General features: G+C 65.1%; 24 protein-coding genes, 1 pseudogene and 1 riboswitch. Of the genes and pseudogenes, 8 read left to right on the forward strand and 17 right to left on the reverse strand.

Annotated features, from left to right (window positions below):
• Window positions 1-123 precede the first annotated feature (123 nt).
• From X268_RS03235 to uvrC, 7 genes are all read right to left on the reverse strand, one after another.
• Window positions 124-1254, reverse strand: coding sequence for a YihY/virulence factor BrkB family protein (locus X268_RS03235; RefSeq protein WP_128923588.1), 1131 nt, complete (start codon window positions 1252-1254; stop codon window positions 124-126).
• Window positions 1255-1842 carry a phage holin family protein gene (locus X268_RS03240; RefSeq protein ID WP_128923589.1) on the reverse strand — a complete coding sequence of 196 codons (588 nt, stop codon included), beginning with the start codon at window positions 1840-1842 and terminating at the stop codon, window positions 1255-1257.
• Between the two features lie 90 nt (window positions 1843-1932).
• Window positions 1933-2892, reverse strand: coding sequence for a 50S ribosomal protein L3 N(5)-glutamine methyltransferase (prmB, locus tag X268_RS03245; RefSeq protein ID WP_128923590.1), 960 nt, complete (start codon window positions 2890-2892; stop codon window positions 1933-1935).
• On the reverse strand, window positions 2892-3374 hold the full coding sequence (locus tag X268_RS03250; RefSeq protein WP_128923591.1) for a molybdenum cofactor biosynthesis protein MoaE: 483 nt from the start codon (window positions 3372-3374) through the stop codon (window positions 2892-2894). The genes prmB and X268_RS03250 overlap by 1 nt, the downstream gene beginning before the upstream one ends.
• A gap of 3 nt (window positions 3375-3377) precedes the next feature.
• A complete protein-coding gene (gene moaD, locus X268_RS03255) occupies window positions 3378-3629 on the reverse strand; it encodes a molybdopterin converting factor subunit 1 (RefSeq protein ID WP_128923592.1) in 252 nt (83 codons plus the stop codon).
• Window positions 3626-4243, reverse strand: a complete 618-nt coding sequence (gene pgsA / locus X268_RS03260) for a CDP-diacylglycerol--glycerol-3-phosphate 3-phosphatidyltransferase (protein WP_128923593.1) — start codon at window positions 4241-4243, stop codon at window positions 3626-3628. The genes moaD and pgsA overlap by 4 nt, the downstream gene beginning before the upstream one ends.
• Window positions 4244-4340: 97 nt before the next feature.
• Window positions 4341-6383: an excinuclease ABC subunit UvrC gene (gene uvrC / locus X268_RS03265; RefSeq protein ID WP_128923594.1), complete on the reverse strand. Its 2043-nt coding sequence runs from the start codon at window positions 6381-6383 to the stop codon at window positions 4341-4343.
• A gap of 250 nt (window positions 6384-6633) precedes the next feature.
• Between uvrC and X268_RS03270 the strand changes: the two genes are divergently transcribed.
• A complete protein-coding gene (locus X268_RS03270) occupies window positions 6634-7257 on the forward strand; it encodes an outer membrane protein (RefSeq protein ID WP_164937502.1) in 624 nt (207 codons plus the stop codon).
• A 112-nt stretch (window positions 7258-7369) separates the two neighbouring features.
• On the opposite strand, the gene X268_RS03275 is transcribed toward X268_RS03270, so the two are convergent.
• The 4 genes from X268_RS03275 to X268_RS03290 form a co-directional block, all read right to left on the reverse strand.
• On the reverse strand, window positions 7370-7585 hold the full coding sequence (locus X268_RS03275) for a cold-shock protein (RefSeq protein ID WP_008544396.1): 216 nt from the start codon (window positions 7583-7585) through the stop codon (window positions 7370-7372).
• Window positions 7586-7850: 265 nt separating this feature from the next.
• Window positions 7851-8711 (reverse strand): 23S rRNA (adenine(2030)-N(6))-methyltransferase RlmJ, encoded by an 861-nt coding sequence (locus X268_RS03280; protein WP_128923595.1) that lies wholly within the window; start codon window positions 8709-8711, stop codon window positions 7851-7853.
• A 148-nt stretch (window positions 8712-8859) separates the two neighbouring features.
• Window positions 8860-9564, reverse strand: a complete 705-nt coding sequence (locus tag X268_RS03285; RefSeq protein ID WP_128923596.1) for a ribonuclease T2 family protein — start codon at window positions 9562-9564, stop codon at window positions 8860-8862.
• Between the two features lie 118 nt (window positions 9565-9682).
• Window positions 9683-10144 carry a hypothetical protein gene (locus X268_RS03290; RefSeq protein ID WP_128923597.1) on the reverse strand — a complete coding sequence of 154 codons (462 nt, stop codon included), beginning with the start codon at window positions 10142-10144 and terminating at the stop codon, window positions 9683-9685.
• A gap of 185 nt (window positions 10145-10329) precedes the next feature.
• Between X268_RS03290 and X268_RS03295 the strand changes: the two genes are divergently transcribed.
• The gene (locus X268_RS03295; protein ID WP_128923598.1) at window positions 10330-10629 is read left to right on the forward strand and encodes a hypothetical protein; all 300 of its coding nucleotides are present in this window, start codon (window positions 10330-10332) and stop codon (window positions 10627-10629) included.
• Between the two features lie 42 nt (window positions 10630-10671).
• Entirely contained in the window at window positions 10672-11202 is a 531-nt protein-coding gene (locus tag X268_RS03300; RefSeq protein WP_128923599.1) for a DUF3617 domain-containing protein, read from the forward strand.
• A 58-nt stretch (window positions 11203-11260) separates the two neighbouring features.
• Here X268_RS03300 and X268_RS03305 read toward each other — a convergent pair whose 3' ends face one another.
• From X268_RS03305 to X268_RS03315, 3 genes are read right to left on the reverse strand one after another with little or no spacing between them, the layout of a single operon-like run.
• The gene (locus tag X268_RS03305; RefSeq protein WP_128923600.1) at window positions 11261-12649 is read right to left on the reverse strand and encodes an ATP-binding protein; all 1389 of its coding nucleotides are present in this window, start codon (window positions 12647-12649) and stop codon (window positions 11261-11263) included.
• A gap of 15 nt (window positions 12650-12664) precedes the next feature.
• The gene (locus tag X268_RS03310) at window positions 12665-13396 is read right to left on the reverse strand and encodes a response regulator (protein WP_128923601.1); all 732 of its coding nucleotides are present in this window, start codon (window positions 13394-13396) and stop codon (window positions 12665-12667) included.
• Window positions 13393-13935 carry a MarR family winged helix-turn-helix transcriptional regulator gene (locus X268_RS03315; protein ID WP_208764419.1) on the reverse strand — a complete coding sequence of 181 codons (543 nt, stop codon included), beginning with the start codon at window positions 13933-13935 and terminating at the stop codon, window positions 13393-13395. Before X268_RS03315 ends, X268_RS03310 begins: the two co-directional genes overlap by 4 nt.
• A 337-nt stretch (window positions 13936-14272) precedes the next feature.
• Between X268_RS03315 and X268_RS03320 the strand changes: the two genes are divergently transcribed.
• The 4 genes from X268_RS03320 to X268_RS03335 all read left to right on the forward strand — a co-directional run bounded on the left by X268_RS03320 (window position 14273) and on the right by X268_RS03335 (window position 17986).
• The gene (locus X268_RS03320) at window positions 14273-15355 is read left to right on the forward strand and encodes a branched-chain amino acid aminotransferase (RefSeq protein ID WP_128923603.1); all 1083 of its coding nucleotides are present in this window, start codon (window positions 14273-14275) and stop codon (window positions 15353-15355) included.
• Window positions 15356-15579: 224 nt separating this feature from the next.
• Window positions 15580-17100 (forward strand): histidine--tRNA ligase, encoded by a 1521-nt coding sequence (gene hisS, locus X268_RS03325; RefSeq protein ID WP_128923604.1) that lies wholly within the window; start codon window positions 15580-15582, stop codon window positions 17098-17100.
• Between the two features lie 67 nt (window positions 17101-17167).
• A complete protein-coding gene (locus X268_RS03330; protein ID WP_283818283.1) occupies window positions 17168-17422 on the forward strand; it encodes a tautomerase family protein in 255 nt (84 codons plus the stop codon).
• Window positions 17423-17593: 171 nt separating this feature from the next.
• Window positions 17594-17986 (forward strand): thioesterase family protein, encoded by a 393-nt coding sequence (locus X268_RS03335; RefSeq protein ID WP_128923605.1) that lies wholly within the window; start codon window positions 17594-17596, stop codon window positions 17984-17986.
• Window positions 17987-18013: 27 nt separating this feature from the next.
• On the opposite strand, the gene proC is transcribed toward X268_RS03335, so the two are convergent.
• Both proC and X268_RS03345 read right to left on the reverse strand, forming a co-directional pair.
• Window positions 18014-18838: a pyrroline-5-carboxylate reductase gene (gene proC / locus X268_RS03340; protein WP_128923606.1), complete on the reverse strand. Its 825-nt coding sequence runs from the start codon at window positions 18836-18838 to the stop codon at window positions 18014-18016.
• A gap of 206 nt (window positions 18839-19044) precedes the next feature.
• Complete coding sequence (locus X268_RS03345) at window positions 19045-19545, reverse strand: type III secretion system chaperone family protein (protein WP_128923607.1); 501 nt, start codon at window positions 19543-19545, stop codon at window positions 19045-19047.
• Window positions 19546-19977: 432 nt separating this feature from the next.
• A riboswitch (FMN riboswitch) is annotated at window positions 19978-20136 on the forward strand.
• Between the two features lie 77 nt (window positions 20137-20213).
• Here X268_RS03345 and X268_RS03350 point away from each other — a divergent pair.
• Window positions 20214-20765, forward strand: a pseudogene (locus X268_RS03350) (6,7-dimethyl-8-ribityllumazine synthase); the annotation flags it as partial.
• A gap of 119 nt (window positions 20766-20884) precedes the next feature.
• On the opposite strand, the gene X268_RS03355 reads toward X268_RS03350, so the two are convergent.
• Window positions 20885-21838: a ribose-phosphate pyrophosphokinase gene (locus X268_RS03355; RefSeq protein ID WP_164937503.1), complete on the reverse strand. Its 954-nt coding sequence runs from the start codon at window positions 21836-21838 to the stop codon at window positions 20885-20887.
• Window positions 21839-21845 lie beyond the last annotated feature (7 nt).

Raw genomic sequence — 21845 nt, forward strand, 5'->3', positions numbered from 1 at the left:
GACTGCCTTACCCGGGAAAACACGGGTCGCGTTGCAATTGCGTCCCGCCGCGTGCTCCCCCAAGCCGCATGAGCTTAACATCATTGTTGATTCGAGGGGATAGCGGCGCGTTCCCGGGCGCCGTCAGGCTGGGGCAGCGGCTCCGACCGTGTCGGCGGAGACAGCCTCGCGGCTGCCCAGCGGCTTGGGACGACCGGGCGTCGTGTCTCTCAGCGTCTGCCGTTCGATCTCCGAATTCAGCTCGGCGCCGAACATGATGACGATCGCCGACATCCACATCCACATCATCAGGCCGATCGCCGCACCAAGCGAGCCGTAGGTCGCATTGTAGTTGGCAAACTCCGAGAGATACCAGGACAGCAGCGCCGAGCCCGCGATCCAGAGGATGGCGGCGATCACCGCGCCGAGGCTCAACCATTGCCAGCGCGGGGCGTCGCGGCTCGGCGCGAAGCGGGAGAGGATCGCAAGCGCCACCAGCAGGATGAGGAACATCAGCGGCCATCGTGCCAGCGCGACGATCAGCTTGCTTTCAGGCGCCATGCCGAGATGATTGAGCGCCAGCGGGAAGGCCACGACAACGCCCACCATCACCAACAGTGCCACGATGCCGCCGACCGTGAAGGCCAGCGACACCATGTTGAGCTTGATGAAGCTGCGCTTCTCGCGCTCCTCATAGGCGACGTTGAGCGCGTCGAAGATCGCCTTGACGCCGGCATTGGCGCTCCAGATCGCCAGCAGAAGGCCGAGCAGGAACGTGGCACCGAGCGTGGTGTTGCCATGCGAGACCACGCGCGCCACCTGCTCCTCGACGATCTGGAACGAGCCCTCGGGCAGCATGGTCGCGAGCGTCTGGAGATTGGCGCTGATGGTCTTGGGATCGGCGAACAGGCCATAGGAGGAGACCAGCGCCGTAACCGCCGGAAAGATCGCAAGCAGCCCGAAGAACACGACGCCGCCCGCCGTCGCAAGCAGGCGATCCTCATCGATGCGCTGATAGGTCCGCCAGAAGATATCCTTCCAGCCCTTCCAGGGGATATCAAACGGGCTCTTGGCATGGCGCCCATGGCCGGGCTGCACCGCCGCGCGCGCGGGGTGCGTTTCCGGTGAATTCGCCTCGCCCTTGCGATGGTCCTGGGGCGGCCCGGATGAGACCAAGCCTCCGTCCTGAAAGTAGCGCTCCGCCGTCAGCACGAAGACGGCCGTCGCCGCCACCAGCAGCCAGGAGTCGATCTGTTCGGAGCGCCGCATCAGCATTCATGCGTCCAATCTGTGACCGTGACGGCGGCGGCGCGCCGCCGTGAACCCCGCTAATCCGATCGCAGCGAGCATCAGGCCAAGCTGCACGGGTCGGTTGCCGCGAACAGGCCAGGCTCTCGCCCCATGGCGGCGCTCGCCCGGCGAGAGCGGCGCAAGGGGAATCGTGGTCGCGACCTCTTTCACGGCCTCTTTGACCGTTCCGCGCGGAATCCGCGGGGTTGCGATCGCCACACGCAGCCGGCTGGCAAGTGGCACGACCGGCTTGGCCTTGCGCTTCATCTGCGCCATTGCCACGCCAGCGCAGACCGCCGCCAGCACCAGCAGCAATCCACCCACGGCACCGAAACCCCAGAACTGGCCGTGGGTGATGGCGACCCAGCGGTACAGGGCGATCAGCCCGACGAAGAAGGCCGCCACGACGAATAGAGCCGCCACCGCGAACAGCCCGCCGGCCACGGCGTAAGACGTCACCTTGCCGGTTGCCTGGCTGGTCTGGTCACGCAGATAGGATTGAGCGGCGCGTTTGACGTGATTGAGCTTCAGCGCCATGCCGGCGCGCAGCAATTCGCCCGATGGCGCGAGCATGCGGACATCCTCCGAGAGCAAGAATTTGTTCGGGGGATGAACGTGGCGGAATTTGACTTGTTCCGACGGAGCTCCATCGGTCGAGGTGGATCAGCCGAGATCGGCAGCCGAAATCCAGAACACCTCGCCCTCGGAGTCCTCGGTGTCGAGCCAGAGCAGCGGCAGTTCCGGAAAGGCCTCGTCGACCAATTCCCGGCCGCGGCCGATCTCGCAGATCAGCCCGCCGTCGCCCGTCAGATGGTCGGGGGCCTCGCGCAGAATTCGGCGCACTACATCGAGGCCGTCGGCGCCGCCGTCGAAGGCAAGCTTCGGCTCGGCACGGCATTCCGGCGGCAGCGCGGCCATGCCTTCGGCATCGACGTAAGGCGGGTTGGTGATGATCAGATCGTATCTGTTGTCGCCGAGCGGGGCGAACAGGTCGCCGCGATAGAGGCTGATGCGGTCCCCGAGCCCGAACTCCGCGACATTTCGTGCGGCGACTTCGAGCGCGCCCTTGGAGATGTCGACGGCATCAACGGTGGCGTTGGGGAAATGGTGCGCGGCGAGGATGGCGAGACACGCCGACCCTGTGCAGAGATCGAGCACGCGCTCGACCGCGGTGGGATCGTCGATCAGCGATCCAGCCTCGCCGTCGCCGCCGAAATGCGAATCCAGGAGCTCGCCGATGAAGGAGCGTGGAACAATGACGCGCTCGTCGACATAGAAGGGCAGGCCGCGCATGTAGACCTTGTTGACGAGGTAGGCGGCCGGTTTGCGCGTGGTGACGCGCTGATGGATGAGATCGAGGAGGGTCCTGCTCTCCGCGACGGTGACACGTGCGTGGGCAAAGCCCTCGAACTGGTCGGGAGTGAGATGCAGCGCCTCAGAGACCAGGAAAATGGCTTCCGCGACCGGGTCGGTCGTGCCATGGGCAAAGGCGAGCTTCGCCTCGACAAAGCGGCTCACCGCATAGCGGACGAAGTCGAGCAGCGTGAGAAGCTCGCCGGGACCCATTTTCACAGGCTTCGGCGCAGCGCGGCCTCGCGCGGCCTTTTTGGATGCTCTTGCCATCAGGATTTGGTCCAGCGTGCGGCGGCCTCGTCGTCACGGGCCTGGGCCTCGACCCAGCCGGTGCCGGCGGCGCTCTCTTCCTTCTTCCAGAACGGGGCGCTGGTCTTGAGGTAGTCCATCAGGAACTCGGCCGCCTCGAACGCGGCCTGGCGATGCTGCGAGGCGGTCAGCACCAGCACGATGTTCTGGCCCGGCATGAAGCGGCCGACGCGATGGATCACCGTGACGCCGTTCAGCGGCCAGCGCGAGGTCGCCTCATCGGCATGACGCCCGATCTCTTCCTCGGCCATGCCCGGATAATGTTCGAGCGTGAGCGCCGAAATCTTGGCGCTGTCCTCGTCGGCGCGGCAGATACCGGAAAAGCTCACGACGGCACCGATGTCGGTGCGGCTCCTGGTCAGGACCGCGATCTCGCGCGCGATGTCGAAATCGTCCTCCTGGATGCGGATGGTGACGGGGCAGGCGGTGACAGGGGAGATCATGGCCTAGCCGCCGGTCATCGGCGGGGAAAAAGCGATTTCACGGGCGCCCGCGATCGCAGCGTCCGATTTGACGTGGGCGTGGTCGATGGCGGTGCGGATCACCTTCGGCTTCTCGAATGCGTAGGCGTAAGCCTCGCTTTGGCCGGACAGCCAGGCGATCAGCTCCTCGACCGTGCGCACGCTCGCGGGCGGCTCGATGGTCTCCTCCGCCTTGCCGACGCGCTCGCGCACCCAGGCGAAATACTTCACCTTCATCCCTCGTCCTCCTTGATGAGGTGATGGATGCCGGCACGGAAGTAATCGTATCCGGTGTAGATGGTCAGGATGGCCGACGCCCACAGCAACGCCAATCCGATCATCGAGACCACGGGCACCACCTCGTCACCGGCGGGGCCCGCGAGCAGAAAGCCGATCGCAACGAGCTGCACCGTGGTCTTCCACTTCGCAAGCTTGGTCACGGGCACGCTGACGCGGAGCGCGGCGAGATATTCGCGCAGACCCGAGACCAGGATCTCGCGGCACAGGATCACGATGGCGGCCCACAACGACCAGCCATGAATGATGCCGTCGGCGGCCAGCATCAGCAGGCACGAGGCGACCAGCAGCTTGTCGGCGATCGGATCGAGCATCCGGCCGAACGCCGATTGCTGATTCCAGATCCGCGCGTAATAGCCGTCGAGGTAATCGGTGACCGCAGCCGCAATGAAAATGGCGACCGCGACCCAGCGCAACCAGAGCGGCTGATCCAGAATCGATTGCGCATAGATGCATCCGACCACGACCGGGATCGCTGCGATCCGGCCATAGGTCAGAAGGTTCGGGAGGGACATCGCGCGGCTGGTCGTCCCTCGTGTCGTGGCGATGTTCATCCGTCCTACCAATACCGCTCGTGCCCGAAGGTCAACCGTTCCGCTCACCAGATGGGTGTGGGATACGACGACCATATGACCACGGCCCCCCCTTAGTTCACCCCGGCTGGGGATGGAAATACTCGAAAATCCTGCGGGCGCTTTCGGCACTCACCCCCGGAACCTTACCGAGATCGGCGATCGAGGCGCGTTCGATCTCCTTCAGGGTCCCGAAATGATGCAGCAGGGCACGTTTGCGCGACGGGCCGATGCCCGGAATCTCCTGCAAACCGGCCTCGCGGATGTCCTTCTTGCGCAGCTTGCGGTGCGAGCCGATGACGAAGCGGTGGGCCTCGTCGCGCAGGCGCTGGATGAAATAGAGCACGGGGTCACGCGGCTCCAGCTTGATGGCCTCGCGTTCCGGCATGAACAGGGTCTCGCGGCCGGCATCCCGGTCCGGTCCCTTGGCGACCGACATCAGCGAGACCTGGGTCAGGCCGAGATTTGCGAAGATCTCGCGGACGGCGTTGAGCTGGCCGCGGCCGCCGTCGATGATGACGAGGTCGGGCCATTGCGGGAAATCGTCGTCCTTGGCCTTGGTGCCGGAATCCTCGGGCGGGTTGATCAGGCGCTTGAAGCGGCGCTCCAGCACCTCGCGCATCATGGCGAAGTCGTCGCCGGGCGTGATCCCTTCCGACTTGATGTTGAACTTGCGGTACTGGTTCTTCACGAAGCCGTCGGGGCCGGCGACGATCATGGCGCCGACTGCGTTGGTGCCCTGGATGTGGCTGTTGTCGTAGACCTCGATGCGCTTGGGCGGATGCGGCAGGCTCAGCGTCGCGGCCATGGCCTCGAGCAGGCGGCTTTGGGTGGCGGTGTCGGCGAGCTTGCGGCCGAGGGCCTCACGCGCATTGGTCAGCGCGTGGGCGACCAGCTCCTTCTTCTCGCCGCGCTTGGGCGCGGTGACCTCGACCTTGTGGCCGGCCTTGATCGCCAGCGCATTGGCGAGCAGCTCGCTCTCCTCGATCTCGTGCGAGAGCAGGATGTTCCTCGGCGGCGGCTTGTCGTCGTAGAACTGGGCGAGGAAGGAGCCGAGCACCTCCTCCGGGGTGAATGTCTTCTCCGCGCGCGGAAAATAAGCGCGGTTGCCCCAGTTCTGGCCGGTGCGGAAGAAGAACACCTCGACGCAGGAGAAGCCGCCCTCCTGATGGATGGCGAACACGTCGGCTTCCTCGACTGTGCGCGGATTGATGCCCTGCTGCGACTGGATCGCCGACAGCGCGGCGAGGCGGTCGCGGTACAGCGCGGCGCGCTCGAACTCGAGCTCGCCGGCCGCCTTCTCCATCTCGCCGGCAAGCTCCTGCTTCACCGCATGGCTCTTGCCGGACAGGAAGTCGCTCGCCTCGCGCACCAGCGTCGTGTAGCCGCCGAAATCGATCTCGCGGGTGCAGGGGCCGGCGCAGCGGCGGATCTGGTAGAGCAGGCAGGGCCGGGTGCGGCTCTCGAAGAAGGAATCGGTGCAGGAGCGGATCAGGAATGCGCGCTGCAGCGCTGTGATGGTGCGGTTGACCGCGCCGGCGGAGGCGAACGGACCGAAATAGCGTCCGGGCCGGCTCTGCGCACCGCGATGTTTCAGGATTTGCGGCGCCCAATGGTCGCCGGTGATCAGGATATAGGGAAACGACTTGTCGTCGCGCAGCTGCACGTTGAAGCGCGGCCGCAGCTGCTTGATCAGGTTGGCTTCCAGCAGCAGCGCCTCGGTCTCGGTGTTGGTCGAGACGATCTCCACGGTCACGGTGGCGGCGATCATGCGCAGGATGCGGGCGGGCAGCGGCGCGCTTTGCCGCGCGTAGCTGGAGAGGCGCTTTTTGACGTTTTTGGCCTTGCCGACATAGAGCACGTCGGCATTCGCACTGAGCATGCGATAGACGCCGGGCGAGGTCGGGGCGAGCCGAACCGCGCGTTCGATCGCCTCGTGGCCGGTTGCCAGCGGCTCCTCGCCGACGGCGCCGCTCTCTTCGAGGATATCGGGCAGCCGCGCCTCGTCCTCGTCGTCGCCCCCGGTCGTGGCGGGATCGAGGTCGGGCGGCGTGTCGCTCGCGGCAGCCCGCGGCGATTTGCGCGCGCGGTCGTCCGGATTGTCGGTGGAATCGTGAACCATGGGGCGAATTTAGGCGCTGGGGGTGCCGATTTGAAGTTCCCGCTGTGCGGCACGCACAGGACGGCGGCGCAGTTCCCGGTAACGCTTCCTTAAGTCTGTTAAGCGCGCGGTAACCCAGCTTAACAGCCCTTTAACTTAAAACTCTCGATAAATCCTACGCGAAAGAGTGGTGGTTCCTTCACCATGCGGCTTTGCCTCGCGCGGCGGCGCGGCGCCGCATCCGGTGACGGCAGTTGCGTTGGAGTGTGTGATGAAGAGGCTCGTTGTGGGCGCGGCCGCGCTGGTTGCAGCCGGCTGGACAGCTTCGGCAGAGGCCGCCGATCTCAATTACGGGCAGCGTGCGCCCTATACCGTCAACCAGCCGCTCAATGCGTATAGCTGGGCCGGTCCCTATCTCGGCGGCAACATTGGCTACGAATGGGGCTCGGTCGACAACAATCCCGCGAAGCCGTCGGGCTTCGTCGGCGGCGTGCAGGCCGGCTACAATTTCCAGAACGGCCCATGGGTGTTTGGCGTCGAGGGCGACATCCAGGCCACTGGCGCCGACGATACCTTCGCGCCGTGGAAATTCTCCAATCCCTGGTTCGGCACCCTGCGCGGCCGCGCCGGCTACGCCTTCAGCAACGTGATGTTCTACGGCACCGCCGGCCTCGCCTTTGGCGAACTGCGTGGGCAGACCTTCGGCTGGGCGGAATCGCACACCACCGCCGGCTGGACCATCGGCGCCGGTGCGGAAGTCGGCCTGGCTCCGAACTGGAGCGCCAAGCTCGAGTATCTCTACATCGATCTGTCGACGAGTCAGTTCGCAATCACGGGCGTGTCAAACGGCTATAGCGCCAGCGTTGTTCGCGCGGGCGTGAACTATCACTTCTGATAGCTGAAGAAGAAAATACCGGACCACAACCTCCCGGCCGCTCGCGGCCGGGATTTTTTTGCCAAGTATCTTTTGCGCCGAGTATTGCGCCGAATGTTTTGCGTCAGGCCCGCTAGGAGAGGATGACCAGGTTAACCGCCTTCGGTCCCTTCCCCTTCTTGTCCGGCTCGACTTCGAAAGTAATGCGCTGCCCTTCCGCGAGGTCCTTCAGTCCGGCCCGCTCCACAGCAGTAATGTGCACGAACACGTCGCGGCCGCCGTCGTCAGGCTTGATGAAACCGTAGCCGCGTTCGCCGTTGAAAAACTTAACCGTTCCCGTCATGGCCATCGGGAAACTCCCCCTCATTGCTCCTCCGCCGCGACGCAGACTCACGTCGCGACATGACCGGACGTTACGAAGCCCGGGAGCTGGCCATCCTTGGGCGGACCGCTGGCGGTCCGGCCGGATCTTTCTTAGGCCTTCACTCCGCCGCAACCATTCGCGGAAGCGGAACGTAAAGCCAGTCACGAAACCAGCATAATACGGTTCTCTGCAGATTGACTACCGCTCCTGCATATTTTTCCCAAGAATGCCGGAGTGTTACGGCCTCTCTTCAGGGCTTGGGGACCTCCAATCGGAATCTGGCAGCGCCACCCTGGCCGAGCGGTATTTCCAGCTCAGGCAGGATCGTCTTGAGCTCGCCCTGCAGCGTGTAGGGCGGATTGACGATCAGGAGCCCGGTCGAGGCGAGGGCCCCGCCGTCGAGCTGGGGCGCGACGCTGAACTCGAGGCGCAGACATTTTCCGGGTGGTTTTGCTGCAGCTGCGAGCCGGGCGACCGTTTGGGCCAGCGTATCGGTGGCACGCCGGTTCTTGGCCGGATACCAGATGACATAGATACCGGTGGGCCATTTGGCGAAGGCGGTGGAGAAGGCCTCGCTCAGCCGCTCGAACTCGTCCTTGGCCTCGAACGGCGGATCGATCAGCACGAGGCCGCGCCGCTCTTTTGGCGGCACGAAGGCCGGCAGCGCCACCCAGCCGTCGATATCGACCACGCGGGCCTGTTCGTCGCGGCGCAGCACGTCGATCAGGGCCTTTCGCGCCTTCGGCTCGAGCTCGCAGGCGACGAGCCGGTCCTGCGGCCGCAGCAGGCCGCGCGCGATCAACGGCGAGCCCGGATAGGCCCTGAGCTCGCCCTTCGGATTGAAGGCGCGGACGATGTCGAGATAGGGCTTGGTCAGCGCCGCGCTCTCGTTCGACAGGCGCGCTTGCATCAGCCGCGCGATGCCCGTCAGCCATTCGCCGCTCCGGCGCGCTTCGTCGCTGTCGAGGTCGTAGAGGCCGGCCCCGGCATGGGTGTCGATGACGCGGAACGCCCCAGGCTTCTCCTGCAGATAGGTGATGATGCGCGCCAGCACGATGTGCTTGATGACATCGGCGAAGTTGCCGGCGTGGAAAGCGTGGCGGTAGTTCATGGCGGAGAGTTACGACATCGCGCGATGAAAGTAACTCCCGTCATTCCCGGGCGGTGCGCAGCACCGAGCCCGGAATCCATTGGTCGGCATTGCTTGTGGCGATGGATTTGTGGGTTCGCGCTTTCCGCGCGCCCTGGAATGACGAACGCTAACCGCCCCTGATCGGCGGCATGGTCACCTGATCGCGGCGGCAGGCGCGGCGTTCGATCTCGTCGCAGGCGCGGAATTGCAGGTCCTTGCTGAGGCAGATGCGGACCTCGGAGAGCCTGGTCCGGTTGCAGGTGACCGAGACGGCGGTGCTGCTCAGCCCCGGATTGGCCTTGATGAAGGCTTCCTCGACCTCGGCCGGCGCCACCGTCTTAGTCTGCGACAAATCGAGATATTCGGCCGGTATCTTGATCGCCGCGCGCGCTTTGCGGATCGTCTCGAAATAGCTGCGATCGGTCAGCCCAGCGCAGGTGCCGTGCTTGTCCCACTCGTTGAAGATCAGCCCCGGCGCCGGCATCAGATCAAGCATCGAGGAGACGATGCTGCGGTTCAGCCGCGGTGCGGGCCGCTGGCAATATTCCGGGAAGCCGTTCTCATATTGCGGCCACAGCCCATGCACCACGAAGGCATAGGGCCGTCCGCCGCACTGGATCTGGGAGCGGCCGCCGCGCTCGGCCGCCTCCTCGCAAAACGAGGGCGACCACGACAGCGACAGCACATAGAAATCGAACTCGCCGGGCGTGTTCTGCCGCTTGTCCTGCGCCTTCGCGTCGCCGGCGAACGAGGCCAGGCCCGCGGCCAGGATCAGGGAAAGGGCCAGCGAGATCACCAGGCGAGAAAACGAATGCAATCTGGAATGAAACATGGCGACGCCTCTCAACTAGACTGTGCAGGAAGCCTAGCAGGCGACAAGAACATTTCAAGAACAAAATTCAGGCGTCGGCCATTTGGCCGCTGACCGACCCCGAATCAGGCTCTTCGAGTCAGGGCTTGGCGGCGCGGCAGGCCGGATTGTAGGCCCAGTTGCGGTCGAGCCCGACCACGCACCATTCGACGCCGTTGCCATAACTGGCAAACCCGCCATCCTCGATGATCGAGAAGTGCACCTTGCGCACCTTGCCGTCAGTCAGCATGGCCTCGCCGGTGCAATAGCGGCGCGGAATGTTGTCGGACTGCCAGGGCCGGAACGCGGTCTCGCGGACGGCCGAGAAGCCGGTGATCTTCAACGAGGAATTCCAGAACGTGTATTCCTTTTCGGCGAACTCGTGCACGATCCTCGGCAGAGCCCAGTCGCAATTGGCGACGTTGCCGTCATAACGCGGTCCGCTCAGCCAGAAATTCAGCTCGAGCGGATTGGCCGCCTTGGCCTCGCCGAGCGACAATGCTCCGAACATGAGGCCGAGTAGGGCGGCGAAGCGGAGCGATTTCGGGGAGGGGGCGCGCATGGTCAATCCGGACAGCTAAGGTCTTGCGAAGGTTGGACGGTGCCGCGAAGGCCGGGGGAGGTCAAGTGCAGCGCGGCAACACTTCGCCAGGAGTTGACCACAACGTCACAGCCGGCAGGATTTCCGTTCTTTTCACGGCGATCACCGCACCGTAAACTGGCGGCCAGCCAATTGGAGTGACGGGAATGCGAATCATTGCGGCCGCGGGTCTTCTCGCCAGCCTGGTTGTCTCGGGTATGACGGCGAGCCAGTCGGCGCGCGCCGACATCGTGCCGCCGTTCAAAGGCAATGACACTGGCGGTATCATCGCCTATTCGATGGCCACCCAGGTCGACGCACGCCAGGTCGCGGTCGACCACTGCGCGCGCTATGGCAAGGTGGTCAAATTCCTCGGCGTACAGGCCTATGAGGGCGGCTACATCTCGTTCTCCTGCCGCTGGGTGCCTTATGGCGCCGCCGATCAGCCGATCCGCACGCTTTACTGAGGCGTTGCCGTAACGCCGCGATCTCTGCCGGGAGCTTCTCGCATGACGCGCAAACTCGCTTTGCTCGGCTCGATGCTTTGCCTCGTGGTGTCGGCGGGCGGCGCTAGCGCCGACGATCTGCCGGTGCGCAAGGCCGGTCTTTGGGAGATGAAGCTGGTCACATCAGGCTCGCCCGTGCCCGAGATGACCATGCAGCACTGCACCGACGAGACCGTCGACAAGGAGATGAGCAACAACGTCTCCCCGATGGCGAAGCAGATCTGCGCCAAGCAGGAAATCAAGAAGACGGCGACCGGCTATGTCAGCGATTCCGAGTGCAGCGTCGCCGGCGTGAACACGACGTCGCATGCCGAGATCACGGGCGATTTCAACTCGGCCTACACGGTGAAGACCTCCTCGCACGCACAAGGCGGCGTCGCTGGCGCTGCGGGGCGCGATACCAATATGACGCTGCAAGCCAAATGGCTTGGCGCCTGCAAGCCGGACCAGAAGCCTGGCGACATCGTAATGCCCGGCGGCTTCAAGATGAATGTGCGCGACATGGACAAGCTGAAGGCGCTCTTGCCGAAGTAGGGGCGAATGCCGGTGTGCTCCCTCGCTCCGTCTTACGGAGAGAGGTGAACTAAGCGACCTACACCGGAATCCGCACGCTCGCCCTCAATCCCCCCATCGGGCTGTCACCCAGCGTGATGTCGCCGCCATGCGAGCGGGCGATGTCGCGGGCGATGGCAAGGCCGAGGCCGGTGCCGCCTTCGTCCTGGTTGCGGGCGTTGTCCAGCCGCAGGAACGGCTTTAACACCTCTTCGCGCAAATGCGTGGGAATGCCGGGGCCGTCGTCGTCGACCGTCACGGTCAAATAACGGTGATCGCGCTGGCCGCTGATGGCGATGCTCTTGCCGTAGCGCGCCGCGTTGGTGACGAGGTTGGCCAGGCAGCGCTTGAACGAGGCCGGCTTCACCGTCACCACGGGCAGGCCGTGGAAGGCAACGGTCGCGGTGTGGCCATGGCGCTCGGCGTCGCTGCGCAGCTCCTCGAGCGCCTGTGCCATGTCGGTCGGCTGCGACTGCTCGCCGGAATCGCCGCGCGCGAAGGCAAGGTAATCCTCCAGCATCATCGACATCTCGTCGACGTCCTTGCGCATCCCGTCGAGCTCCGGGCTGTCGCCGATCAGCGCCAGCTCGAGCTTGAAGCGGGTCAGGATGGTGCGCAGATCGTGGCTGACGCCGGCGAGCATCGCGGTGCGCTGCTCCATCGTGCGCTCGATGCGCGACTTCATTTCGAGGAAGGCGACCGCCGCGCGCCGCACCTCGCGCGCGCCGCGCGGCCGGAAATTCGGTGCCTCGCGGCCCTTGCCGAAACTCTCCGCGGCGTCGGCAAGGCGCAGGATCGGCTTGATCTGGTTGCGCAGGAACAGCACCGCGACGATCAAAAGGATCGAGGACGTGCCGACCATCCAGAACAGGAAGATCTCCGAGTTGGAGGCATAGGCGGCGCTGCGCTGCGCGAACACGCGCATTACGGCATCGTCGAGCTGGATGCGGATCTCGACGAGATTGGAGCGGCCGACGGTGTCGATCCAGAACGAGCGTCCGATCTGGCGCCCGAGCTGCACCGACAGCGTCTGGTCGAGCAGCGAGAAGAACGGTTTTGGCCCCGGCGGCGGCATGTCGCCGGCGGGCAGGAAATCCACGACGAGGCCGAGGCGCTGCTGCGCGATGCGGCGGATCTGGTCGCGATCCCGGTCCTGCGGATAGCCCTTGTAGACGTCGATCAGCGCGGCGATGTCCTGCACCACCGCGGCGGACAATCGGCGCGTCACCGTGTTCCAGTGCCGCTCCATGAACACGAAGGCGACGACCGATTGCAGCACCACCATCGGCACGATCATGATGAGGAGCGCGCGGGCGTAGAGGCCGGTCGGCATCCAGCCCTTGAACGCGTTGCCCATCCAGCCATTAGCGGCCGAGACGCGGCCGGCAGCGCTCTTCAAAAGCGTCAGGCCGGTATCGATCGTGCTCATCTGGCGCGCTTCAATTTATGGCGAGGCACCCAGCCGGTAGCCGATACCGCGCACCGCCTGGAGGAACAGCGGATTGGCGGGATCGGTCTCGATCTTGCGCCTGAGGCGGTTGATCTGCACGTCGACGGCGCGCTCGTTGACGCTGCCATTGCCGGTCAGCGCGCTGCGCGGCACGGTCTCGCCCGGCGTTTCCGAGAGAATGCGCAGCATCTCGCGCTCGCGGTCGGTGAGATGGATGACCTCCTCACCCTGGCGCAATTCGCCGCGATCGAGATGATAGACATAGGGACCGAAGGCGATCTTCTCGATCGTCGTGGCTTGCGGCGGCGGGGCGGCGCGCTTCAGGATGTTGTTGATGCGCAGCGCCAGCTCGCGCGGCTCGAACGGCTTTGCCACGTAATCGTCGGCGCCGATTTGCAGGCCCTCGATGCGGGCCTCCGCCTCGTGCCGCGCCGTCAGCATCACGATCGGCACCGAGGAGGAGGTCCGGATGAAGCGGGCGAGATCGAAGCCGGTCTCGCCGGGCATCATCACGTCGAGGATCAAGAGGTCGAAATGCAGACCGAGCAATTTCGATCGTGCATCGCCGGCGCTCGCAGCTGTGGTGACGCGATAGCCCTCGCTGGCGAGGAAGCGCGAGAGCAGATCGCGGATGCGGCGGTCATCGTCGACGAGCAGCAGATGCGGCGCGTCGTCGGCCGGGCGTGCCGGCGGGCGGGCGAGAGTGGCAGCGAGCGGCACAATCACTCCTTGGCGTCGTGGTTGACGGAAGCGAAGATCGTCTCGAGCACCTTGTCCGGATCGTCCCGGTCGATCATCGCGCGCAGGAAGCGCTTGACGGTCTCGGCATCCTGCGGAGCCATCTCGGCGAGCGCCCTGGTGATCCGCGTGGTCTGCAGACCTGCGAGCTTCTGCACCAGCGCCTCACCTTTCGGCGTCGCGTAGAGCAGGCGCTGGCGGCGGTCGTTGTCGCCGGTCTTCTGCACGATGTAGCCCTCGTCGAGAAGCTGCTTGAGCACGCGGCCGAGCGACTGTTTTGTGATGCGCAGGACGTCGAGCAGATCGGCGACCTTGAGGCCGGGATAACGATAGACGAAGTGCATGACCCGGTGATGGGCCCGGCCGAAGCCGAAAGCCTCCAGCTCCTGGTCCGGATCGCCGACGAAATCACGATAGGCGAAGAACAGCAGCTCGATGATATCCCAGCGCAAATTGCCTCCATCGCCTGCGGCCGGCCGCGGCTCGGCGGCGTCTTGGGCGGGACTCGCGAAATTTATGTCAGGCATATTGACGTATCTTGGGTTCAATGTTACAAAACGATCGGCCCGCACGAAATTTTAGATCGTTTCGCGGCGGGCAGCGTCGAAGCAGGGACGGCGGAAGGGGCCGGACAGGCGACGACGGCCGGATCAGATCTACCGTGCGATTGTCGAGCGGCATTTCGGCAAAACATACTGGACTTCCGCCTTCCGCAAAAGCATGTCCTCGACGGCATGCTGGCCACGGGAAACCGGCCGTAACAAGGCTGACGGTGGTCCGGCCTGAAACCAATCAAGCCAGCCGGGCCCGGAAGGGCAGGCCGGCGCCAGAACAGCGCCGCCATCGGCAGCGGGAGGCAAGGACATGAGTATGAAATTCGACATCCAGCCCGCATCCAATCCGACCCCCGAGAAGGACCGGGTCGCCAAACTGGTGGACCCCGGCTTCGGACGGGTCTTCACCGATCACATGGCGATCGTCCGCTACAACCAGGCCAAGGGCGGCTGGTACGAGGCGAAGATCGAGGCACGCGCCAACTTCCAGATGGATCCGGCCGGGGCCGTCCTGCACTACGCGCAGGAGATCTTCGAGGGTCTGAAGGCCTACAAGCGCGACGACGGCGGCGTGAACCTGTTCCGCCCCGACGCCAATGCGCGGCGTTTCAGGGACTCGGCGGATCGCATGGCCATGGCGCAGCTGCCCGAAGACGTCTTCATCGAGGCGGTCGAGCAGGTCGTGCGCATCGACCGTGCCTGGATGCCGGGTGGCGAGGGCAGCCTCTACCTGCGGCCCTTCATGATCGCGAGCGAGACCTTCCTCGGCGTCAAGCCGTCGTCCGAGTACATTTTTGCGGTGATCGCCTCGCCGGTCGGCTCCTATTTCAAGGGCGGTCCTGCCCCGGTCTCGATCTGGGTGTCGGAGAACTACACCCGCGCGGCGATCGGCGGCACCGGCGCCGTCAAATGCGGCGGCAATTATGCGGCGAGCCTGCGGGCCCAGGCCGAGGCGATCCAGCATGGCTGCGATCAGGTCGTCTTCCTCGACGCGGTGGAGCGCCGCTACATCGAGGAGCTCGGTGGCATGAACGTGTTCTTCGTGTTCGACGACGGCTCGCTGTCGACGCCGCCGCTCGGCACGATTTTGCCGGGCATCACCCGCGACTCCATCATCACGCTTGCCCGCGACGCGGGGAAGACGGTGCGCGAAGAACCCTATTCGCTCGATCAATGGCGCAAGGATGCGGCGAGCGGCAAGCTGAAGGAAGCCTTCGCCTGCGGCACTGCCGCCGTGATCTCGCCGATCGGCAAGGTGCGTTCGGTGAGCGGCGATTTCGAGATCTCCGGCGGCGCCGCCGGCCCCGTCGCCATGGGCCTGCGCAAGCAGCTCGTCGACATCCAGTACGGCCGCACCAACGACCCGCACAACTGGATCCGCAAGGTGTTTTGATCAGCGTCGGAGCTGATTCTGGGCTCTTTCTTCCCTTCTCCCCTTGTGGGAGAAGGTGGCGCGAAGCGCCGGATGAGGGGTTCTCTCCCACGCGCCCGGATGTAGAGATGAGTGCGCGGAGAGAACCCCTCACCCGGCTTCGCTAACGCGAAGCCACCCTCTCCCACAAGGGGAGAGGGTACACCGCCCGGGTTGCCGCGGCGTACATCGGATTTAACGCCGTCATGAAAGACAAGGCTAAAAAACCCCAGAAGCTGAAGGCGCGCCTGCCGCGCGGGCTCGAGGATCGCGATCCCGCCGCGATCCGGGCGACGCGCGAGATGGTCGAGAAGATCCGCGCTGTCTACGAGCTCTACGGCTTCGAGCCGGTGGAGACGCCGGCGATGGAATATACCGACGCGCTCGGCAAGTTCCTGCCCGATCAGGATCGTCCGAACGAGGGCGTGTTCTCGTTCCAGGACGACGACGAGCAGTGGATCAGCTTGCGCTACGATTTGACCGCGCCGCTTGCCCGCTATGTCGGCGAACGCTATGGCAGCGACGCACTGGTCCTGCCCTATCGCAGCTATCGCGTCGGCTACGTGTTCCGCAACGAGAAGCCCGGTCCCGGCCGCTTCCGCCAGTTCATGCAGTTCGATGCCGACACGGTCGGCTCGGCGACGCCGGCGGCGGATGCCGAGATCTGCATGATGGCGGCCGACACGATGGAAGCGCTGGGCATCCAGCGCGGCCAGTATGTGGTGAAGGTGAACAACCGTAAGGTGCTCGACGGCGTGCTGGAAGCCATCGGGCTCGGCGGCGACGAGAACGCTGCACGGCGGCTGATCGTGCTGCGCGCCATCGACAAGCTCGACAAGTTCTCCGCCGACGAGGTGCGCAAGCTGCTCGGGCCCGGACGATGGGATGGCGGCGAAGAAGGCAAGGGCGATTTTACGAAAGGCGCCAATCTGAGCGCAGCCGAGGCCGACGTCGTTCTCGCCATCACCAAGCCGCGGGAGGATTGGAAAGACGCCATTGCCGCCGCAGAGGCTTATCTTGCCAAGAGCCAGGTCGGTCAGGCCGGCGTGAGCGAGCTGGAAGAGATTGCCAAGCTGGTCACCGCATCGGGTTATGGTGCCGACCGTATCAAGATCGATCCCTCCGTCGTGCGCGGCCTCGAATATTACACCGGCCCCGTGTACGAGGTCGAACTGCTGCTCGAGACCAAGGACGAGAAGGGCCGACCGGTGCGCTTCGGCTCGGTCGGCGGCGGTGGCCGCTATGACGGTCTGGTCTCGCGCTTCCGCGGCGAGCCGGTGCCGGCAACCGGATTCTCGATCGGCGTGTCGCGGCTGCAGGCTGCGCTCACCTTGCTCGGCAAGCTCGACACCAGGCCGGAATTCGGCCCCGTCGTCGTCACCGTGTTCGACCGCGATCGCGTCGCCGACTACCAGAAGATGGTGGCGTCCCTGCGCACCGCCGGCATCCGCGCCGAGCTCTATCTCGGCAATCCCAAGAACATGGGCAATCAGCTCAAATATGCCGACCGCCGCAACTCACCTTGCGTCATCATCCAGGGCTCGGATGAAAAGGCGCGCGGCGAGGTGCAGGTGAAGGACCTGATCGAAGGCGCCAAGGCGGCGGCCGCGATTGCGTCCAACCAGGAATGGCGCGAGAGCCGGCCGGCGCAGTTCTCGTGCAGCGAAGCCGATCTCGTCGCGAAAGTACGCGAGGTCCTGGCCCGCCATGACGTGAGCTGGGGCTAGCCATTCGCACATGACGTCATGCCCGGGCTTGTCCCGGGCATCCACGTCTTGTTTGATGCGCTCCATCATGAATGACCGGGAAGAGCCCGGCCATGACGACAGCAACAGGGAGACGACGATGCCTGAGATCACCATCAGCATGGCCGAAGGCCGCACCGACGAGCAGAAGGCCGGCATGATGCGCGACATCACCCAGGCGCTGGTGAAGAATCTCGGCGTCGATGCCGATGCCGTCGTCATCCAGATCAACGAAGCCCCGCTCCGCCACAAGATGAAGGGCGGCAAGACGTTTGTTGAGCGCGCGGCGGCTGCGAAGAAATAGCCGACGCTGTAGCGCCGATCACCAGTGTCGTCCCCGCGAAAGCGGAGATCCATAACCCAGCGTGTGGTTATGGAGCGAACTGGCAACTCCGAGTCTTCGCCAAAGTCGATCCTGTGGTTATGGGTCCCGGATCTGCGCTTCGCTTGTCCGGGACGACAACGAGCAAGCACCATGGACGCACGCGAGTTCATCACGATCGGCATGAGCGCCGAGCGCACGTTGGTGGTCCCCACGGAGCGCACGGTCGGGCATTTCGTGCCCGGCATGCCTTTTGTCTATGCGACGCCGATGATGATCCTGGAGATGGAGATGACCGCGGGCGATGCGATCCGCGCCGCGCTCCAGCCGGGCTGGGTCACCGTCGGCACCGAGGTCGATATCCGCCATCTCGCAGCCGCCTTGGTCGGCGCGACGGTGCGGACCACCGCGAGGGTCGTCGCGGTCGAGCGCCGCGTCATCCGCTTCGAGGTCGAGGCCTTCGAGGGCACGCGCAAGCTCGGTGAGGGGCGCCACGCCCGCGGTCTCGTCAATGTCGAGATGTTCAACAAGCGGCTAGGGGCATAGCCGCGATCTCAGGCTCTACGACACCTGTTACTTCGCCAATTCCTTCGACCGCTGCGTGGCCGCGGCGATCGCGCGGATCATGAGATCGCGCAGGCCGGGCTCGCCCATCAACACGCCGAGCGCGGCGGCGGTGGTGCCGCCGGGCGAGGTGACGTTCTGGCGCAGCGTGGCGGAGGGAAGCTCCGACTGGTGCAGCAGCTCGCCGGAGCCTGCGACCGTCTCGCGCGCAAGCTTCGTCGCCAGCGCCTCGGGCAGGCCCGCTTCGACGCCGGCCCGCGCCAGCTCCTCGGCGAGCAGGAACACATAGGCCGGCCCTGAGCCGGAGACGGCGGTCACCGCGTCCAACAGGCTTTCATCCTCGACCCATTCGACCGAGCCGGTGGCGCGCAGCAGCGCATCGGCCACCGCGCGCTGCGCGGGGCTGACGTTGTTCGCCGCAACGGCCACGGTGATGCCGCGGCCGATCGCTGCCGGCGTGTTCGGCATCGCGCGCACCACGGCTCCGCCGCAGACCTCTTCAAGCGAGGCGATCGTGGTTCCCGCCATGATCGACACCACCGAGGTCTTGTCCGAGACGAATTGCTTCAGCCTGGCGCCGGCCTCGCGGAACATCTGCGGCTTCACCGCGACGACCAGCGTCGCGACCTGGCCGGCCGTCGCCACATCGGGATTGAGCGCGACGCCCCTGGCGGCCAGCGCGGTGATCTCGGGCGAGAGATGCGGATCGACCACCGCGACGCGGCGCGGATCGAGCCCGCCCGAAAGCCATCCGGTCAGCATCGCGCCGCCCATCTTGCCGGCGCCGGCGAGGAGAATGGTGCCGGTGATGTTTTGGAGAGGATTGTTTGCCATCGCCGTTGCCACACACTCAGGCGTCATCCCCGCGAAGGCGGGGATCCATAACCACAGGCGGTTCTAGTGGATCGGGATGTCGGCAACAAGCCGCGTGCCACGAGCGAAATCACGCGGTATGGATCCCGGATCTGCGCGCGTTTTGGGCGCTCTTGTCCGGGATGACGTGGGGAGCGAGCGTCGGCTCTATTACAGCGTGAGAGACCCTACGCCTCTCCGACCGTATCGAACATCGCGGCGTCCATGGCCTGCGCGGTGGTCTTGCCGGCCCACACCACGAACTGGAAGGCCGGGAAATAGCGCTCGCAGGCGTGGATGGCGCCGGCGAGCATGGCCTCGCATTGCGCGGTCGAGGCGGTCAACCCGCCCGGCAGCACCAGGGCCTGGCGGTGCATCACCATGCCGGTGTTGGTCCACAAATCGAAATGACCGACCCACAGCTGCTCGTTGACGGCTGCGACGAGCCGCTGCACTTCGCCGCGGCGCGCGAGCGGAATCTTCATGTCGAACGCGCAGGCCAGATGCAGCGCCTCGATCTCGCCCATCCAGGTGAAGGAGAGCTGGTAGTCGGTCCATTGTCCCTTCGAGACAATCGTGAGTTCGTCTTCGCCGGAGCGTTCGAACGGCCAGTTGTTGCTGGCAGCGATGTCCTCGACCACCGCGAGCGGATGGCTTCTGGAATCGATAGTGCCTTCGAGCAGGGACATGCCGTCTCGACCTCTTGCCTTCTTGTTGTCCTTGATACGCACGCGGTTGGGCCCGGCGCGCGCTCCCTAAACGTCGCTACGGCGTCCCCTCGGAATCGCCTTTGCAATCTCCTCGGATTCGCTGTTGCGATCCCTCGGATCAGCGCGGGCCTTTCGCGGATCAAGTGATGTGATTTGCGGAATCTGCGCAACGGGGTCCCGAGTCCGTCCACAAGCCAGGACTCGTTCGTCCACAGCTCATCTCCGCCACAATTCTTAACGCGGAGAACAAACCGGAATCGGACTCGCAAAGGGCACCAATTGTTAATTCCGCCCAGCGAGGGCCGGATCGCCATGGCGGCATGGGACCATGCGTATTCCCCATGCGGAACGCGCTTGCCGCGACTGCCCGGCGGCGTCATATTTCCAGGCAGGCCGTTCATCCCGGGCGGCCGATGTTCTCAGGGCGGGGTGAAAGTCCCCACCGGCGGTAAGGGCCGACAGGCCTAAGCCCGCGAGCGCCTTCCGTGAGGGTTATCCCGAACGGAAGGGTCAGCAGATTCGGTGCAATTCCGAAGCCGACGGTTAAAGTCCGGATGAAAGAGAACGGTCGGTGACAGACGCATCGCAAGGTGCGGCTGTTTGTCGTTCCGTGTGCCCTGATTCTGGTCCTTAAACCGAGGAAAGCCATGAATCAGATGTTGCAAGATCCCCAGGTCCAAACTGAAGTCTCCCCGCCGCCGGTTCCGCCAGGGGCCTCGCCCGACCATCCGCGCTTCGCCAAGCCGCAGCGGGTCGCCTTCGTGCAGGCCTGCTGGCATCGCGACGTGGTCGAGGAGGCCCGCATCGCCTTCCTGAAGGAGGCCGAGCTGCGTCACCTCACCCATGTCGACGTGTTCGAGGTGCCGGGCTCGTTCGAGATCCCGCTGCACGCGCAGGTCCTCGCCAAGACGCGGCGCTACACCGCGATCGTCGCGGCCGGCCTCGTCGTCGACGGCGGCATCTACCGCCACGAGTTCGTCGCCGACACCGTGATCAAGGCGCTGATGGACGTGCAACTGCGCACCGAGGTGCCGGTGTTCTCGGCCGTGCTGACGCCGCAGCAATTCCACGAGACCGAGGTGCATTACGACTTCTTCCGCAAGCACTTCGCCATCAAGGGCATCGAGGTCGCGGCCGCCTGTGCCGAGACGCTGCTGGGTCTGGAGCGTCTGCGCGGCCAGGTCGCGGCGGGAATCGTGGGGGAGTCGTGGTCATTCCGGGGCGCGCGTAGCGCGAGCCCGGAGTCCATTGATCAACACGGACTGCTGCAAGATGGATTCCGGGTTCGGCGCGAACGCGCCGCCCCGGAATGACAGTGTCAGTCGAACAGGCTCGACACCGACTCTTCCGCCGCGGTGCGCGCGATCGCATCCGAGATCAGGCTGGCGATCGGCAGCGTGCGGATGTTCGGCGCCTTGGTCACGGCTTCCGTCGGCAGGATCGAGTCGGTGATGACGAGCTCTTTCAGCTTCGAGCCGGCGATACGGGCGGCCGCGCCGCCGGAGAGCACACCGTGGGTGATGTAGGCGTAGACGTCCTTGGCGCCCTTGGCGATCAGCGCATCGGCCGCGTTCACCAGCGTGCCGCCGGAATCGACGATGTCGTCGATCAGGATGCAGGTGTGGCCGGAGACGTCGCCGATCACGTTCATGACCTCGGATTCGCCCGGGCGCTCACGGCGCTTGTCGACGATCGCAAGCGGGGTGTTGATGCGCTTGGCGAGGCCGCGCGCACGCGCCACGCCGCCGACGTCGGGCGAGATCACCATCACCTTGGAGAGATCGAACTTCTCCTTGATGTCGCGCACCATCAGCGGCGCCGCGTAGAGATTGTCGGTCGGGATATCGAAGAAGCCCTGGATCTGGCCGGCATGCAGGTCGAGCGTCATGACGCGGTCGACGCCGGCCTGCGTGATCAGATTGGCGACGAGCTTGGCCGAGATCGGCGTGCGCGAGCCGGATTTGCGATCCTGCCGGGCGTAGCCGAAATAGGGCAGCACCGCGGTGATGCGGCGCGCCGAAGAGCGGCGCAGCGCGTCGGTGATGATCAGCAATTCCATCAGATGGTCGTTCGCCGGGAACGAGGTCGACTGGATGATGAAGGCATCCGAGCCGCGGACGTTCTCCTGGATCTCGACGAAGATCTCCATGTCGGCGAAGCGCCGGACCACCGCCTTGGTCAGCGGCAGATCGAGGCCCTGTGCGATGGCCTGGGCGAGAGCCGGGTTGGAGTTGCCGGCGACGAGCTTGATAGAGCCGTTTTTGGCCGACATGGACGCT

The sequence above is a fragment of the Bradyrhizobium guangxiense genome (assembly GCF_004114915.1).
Taxonomy (GTDB): Bacteria; Pseudomonadota; Alphaproteobacteria; order Rhizobiales; family Xanthobacteraceae; genus Bradyrhizobium; species Bradyrhizobium guangxiense.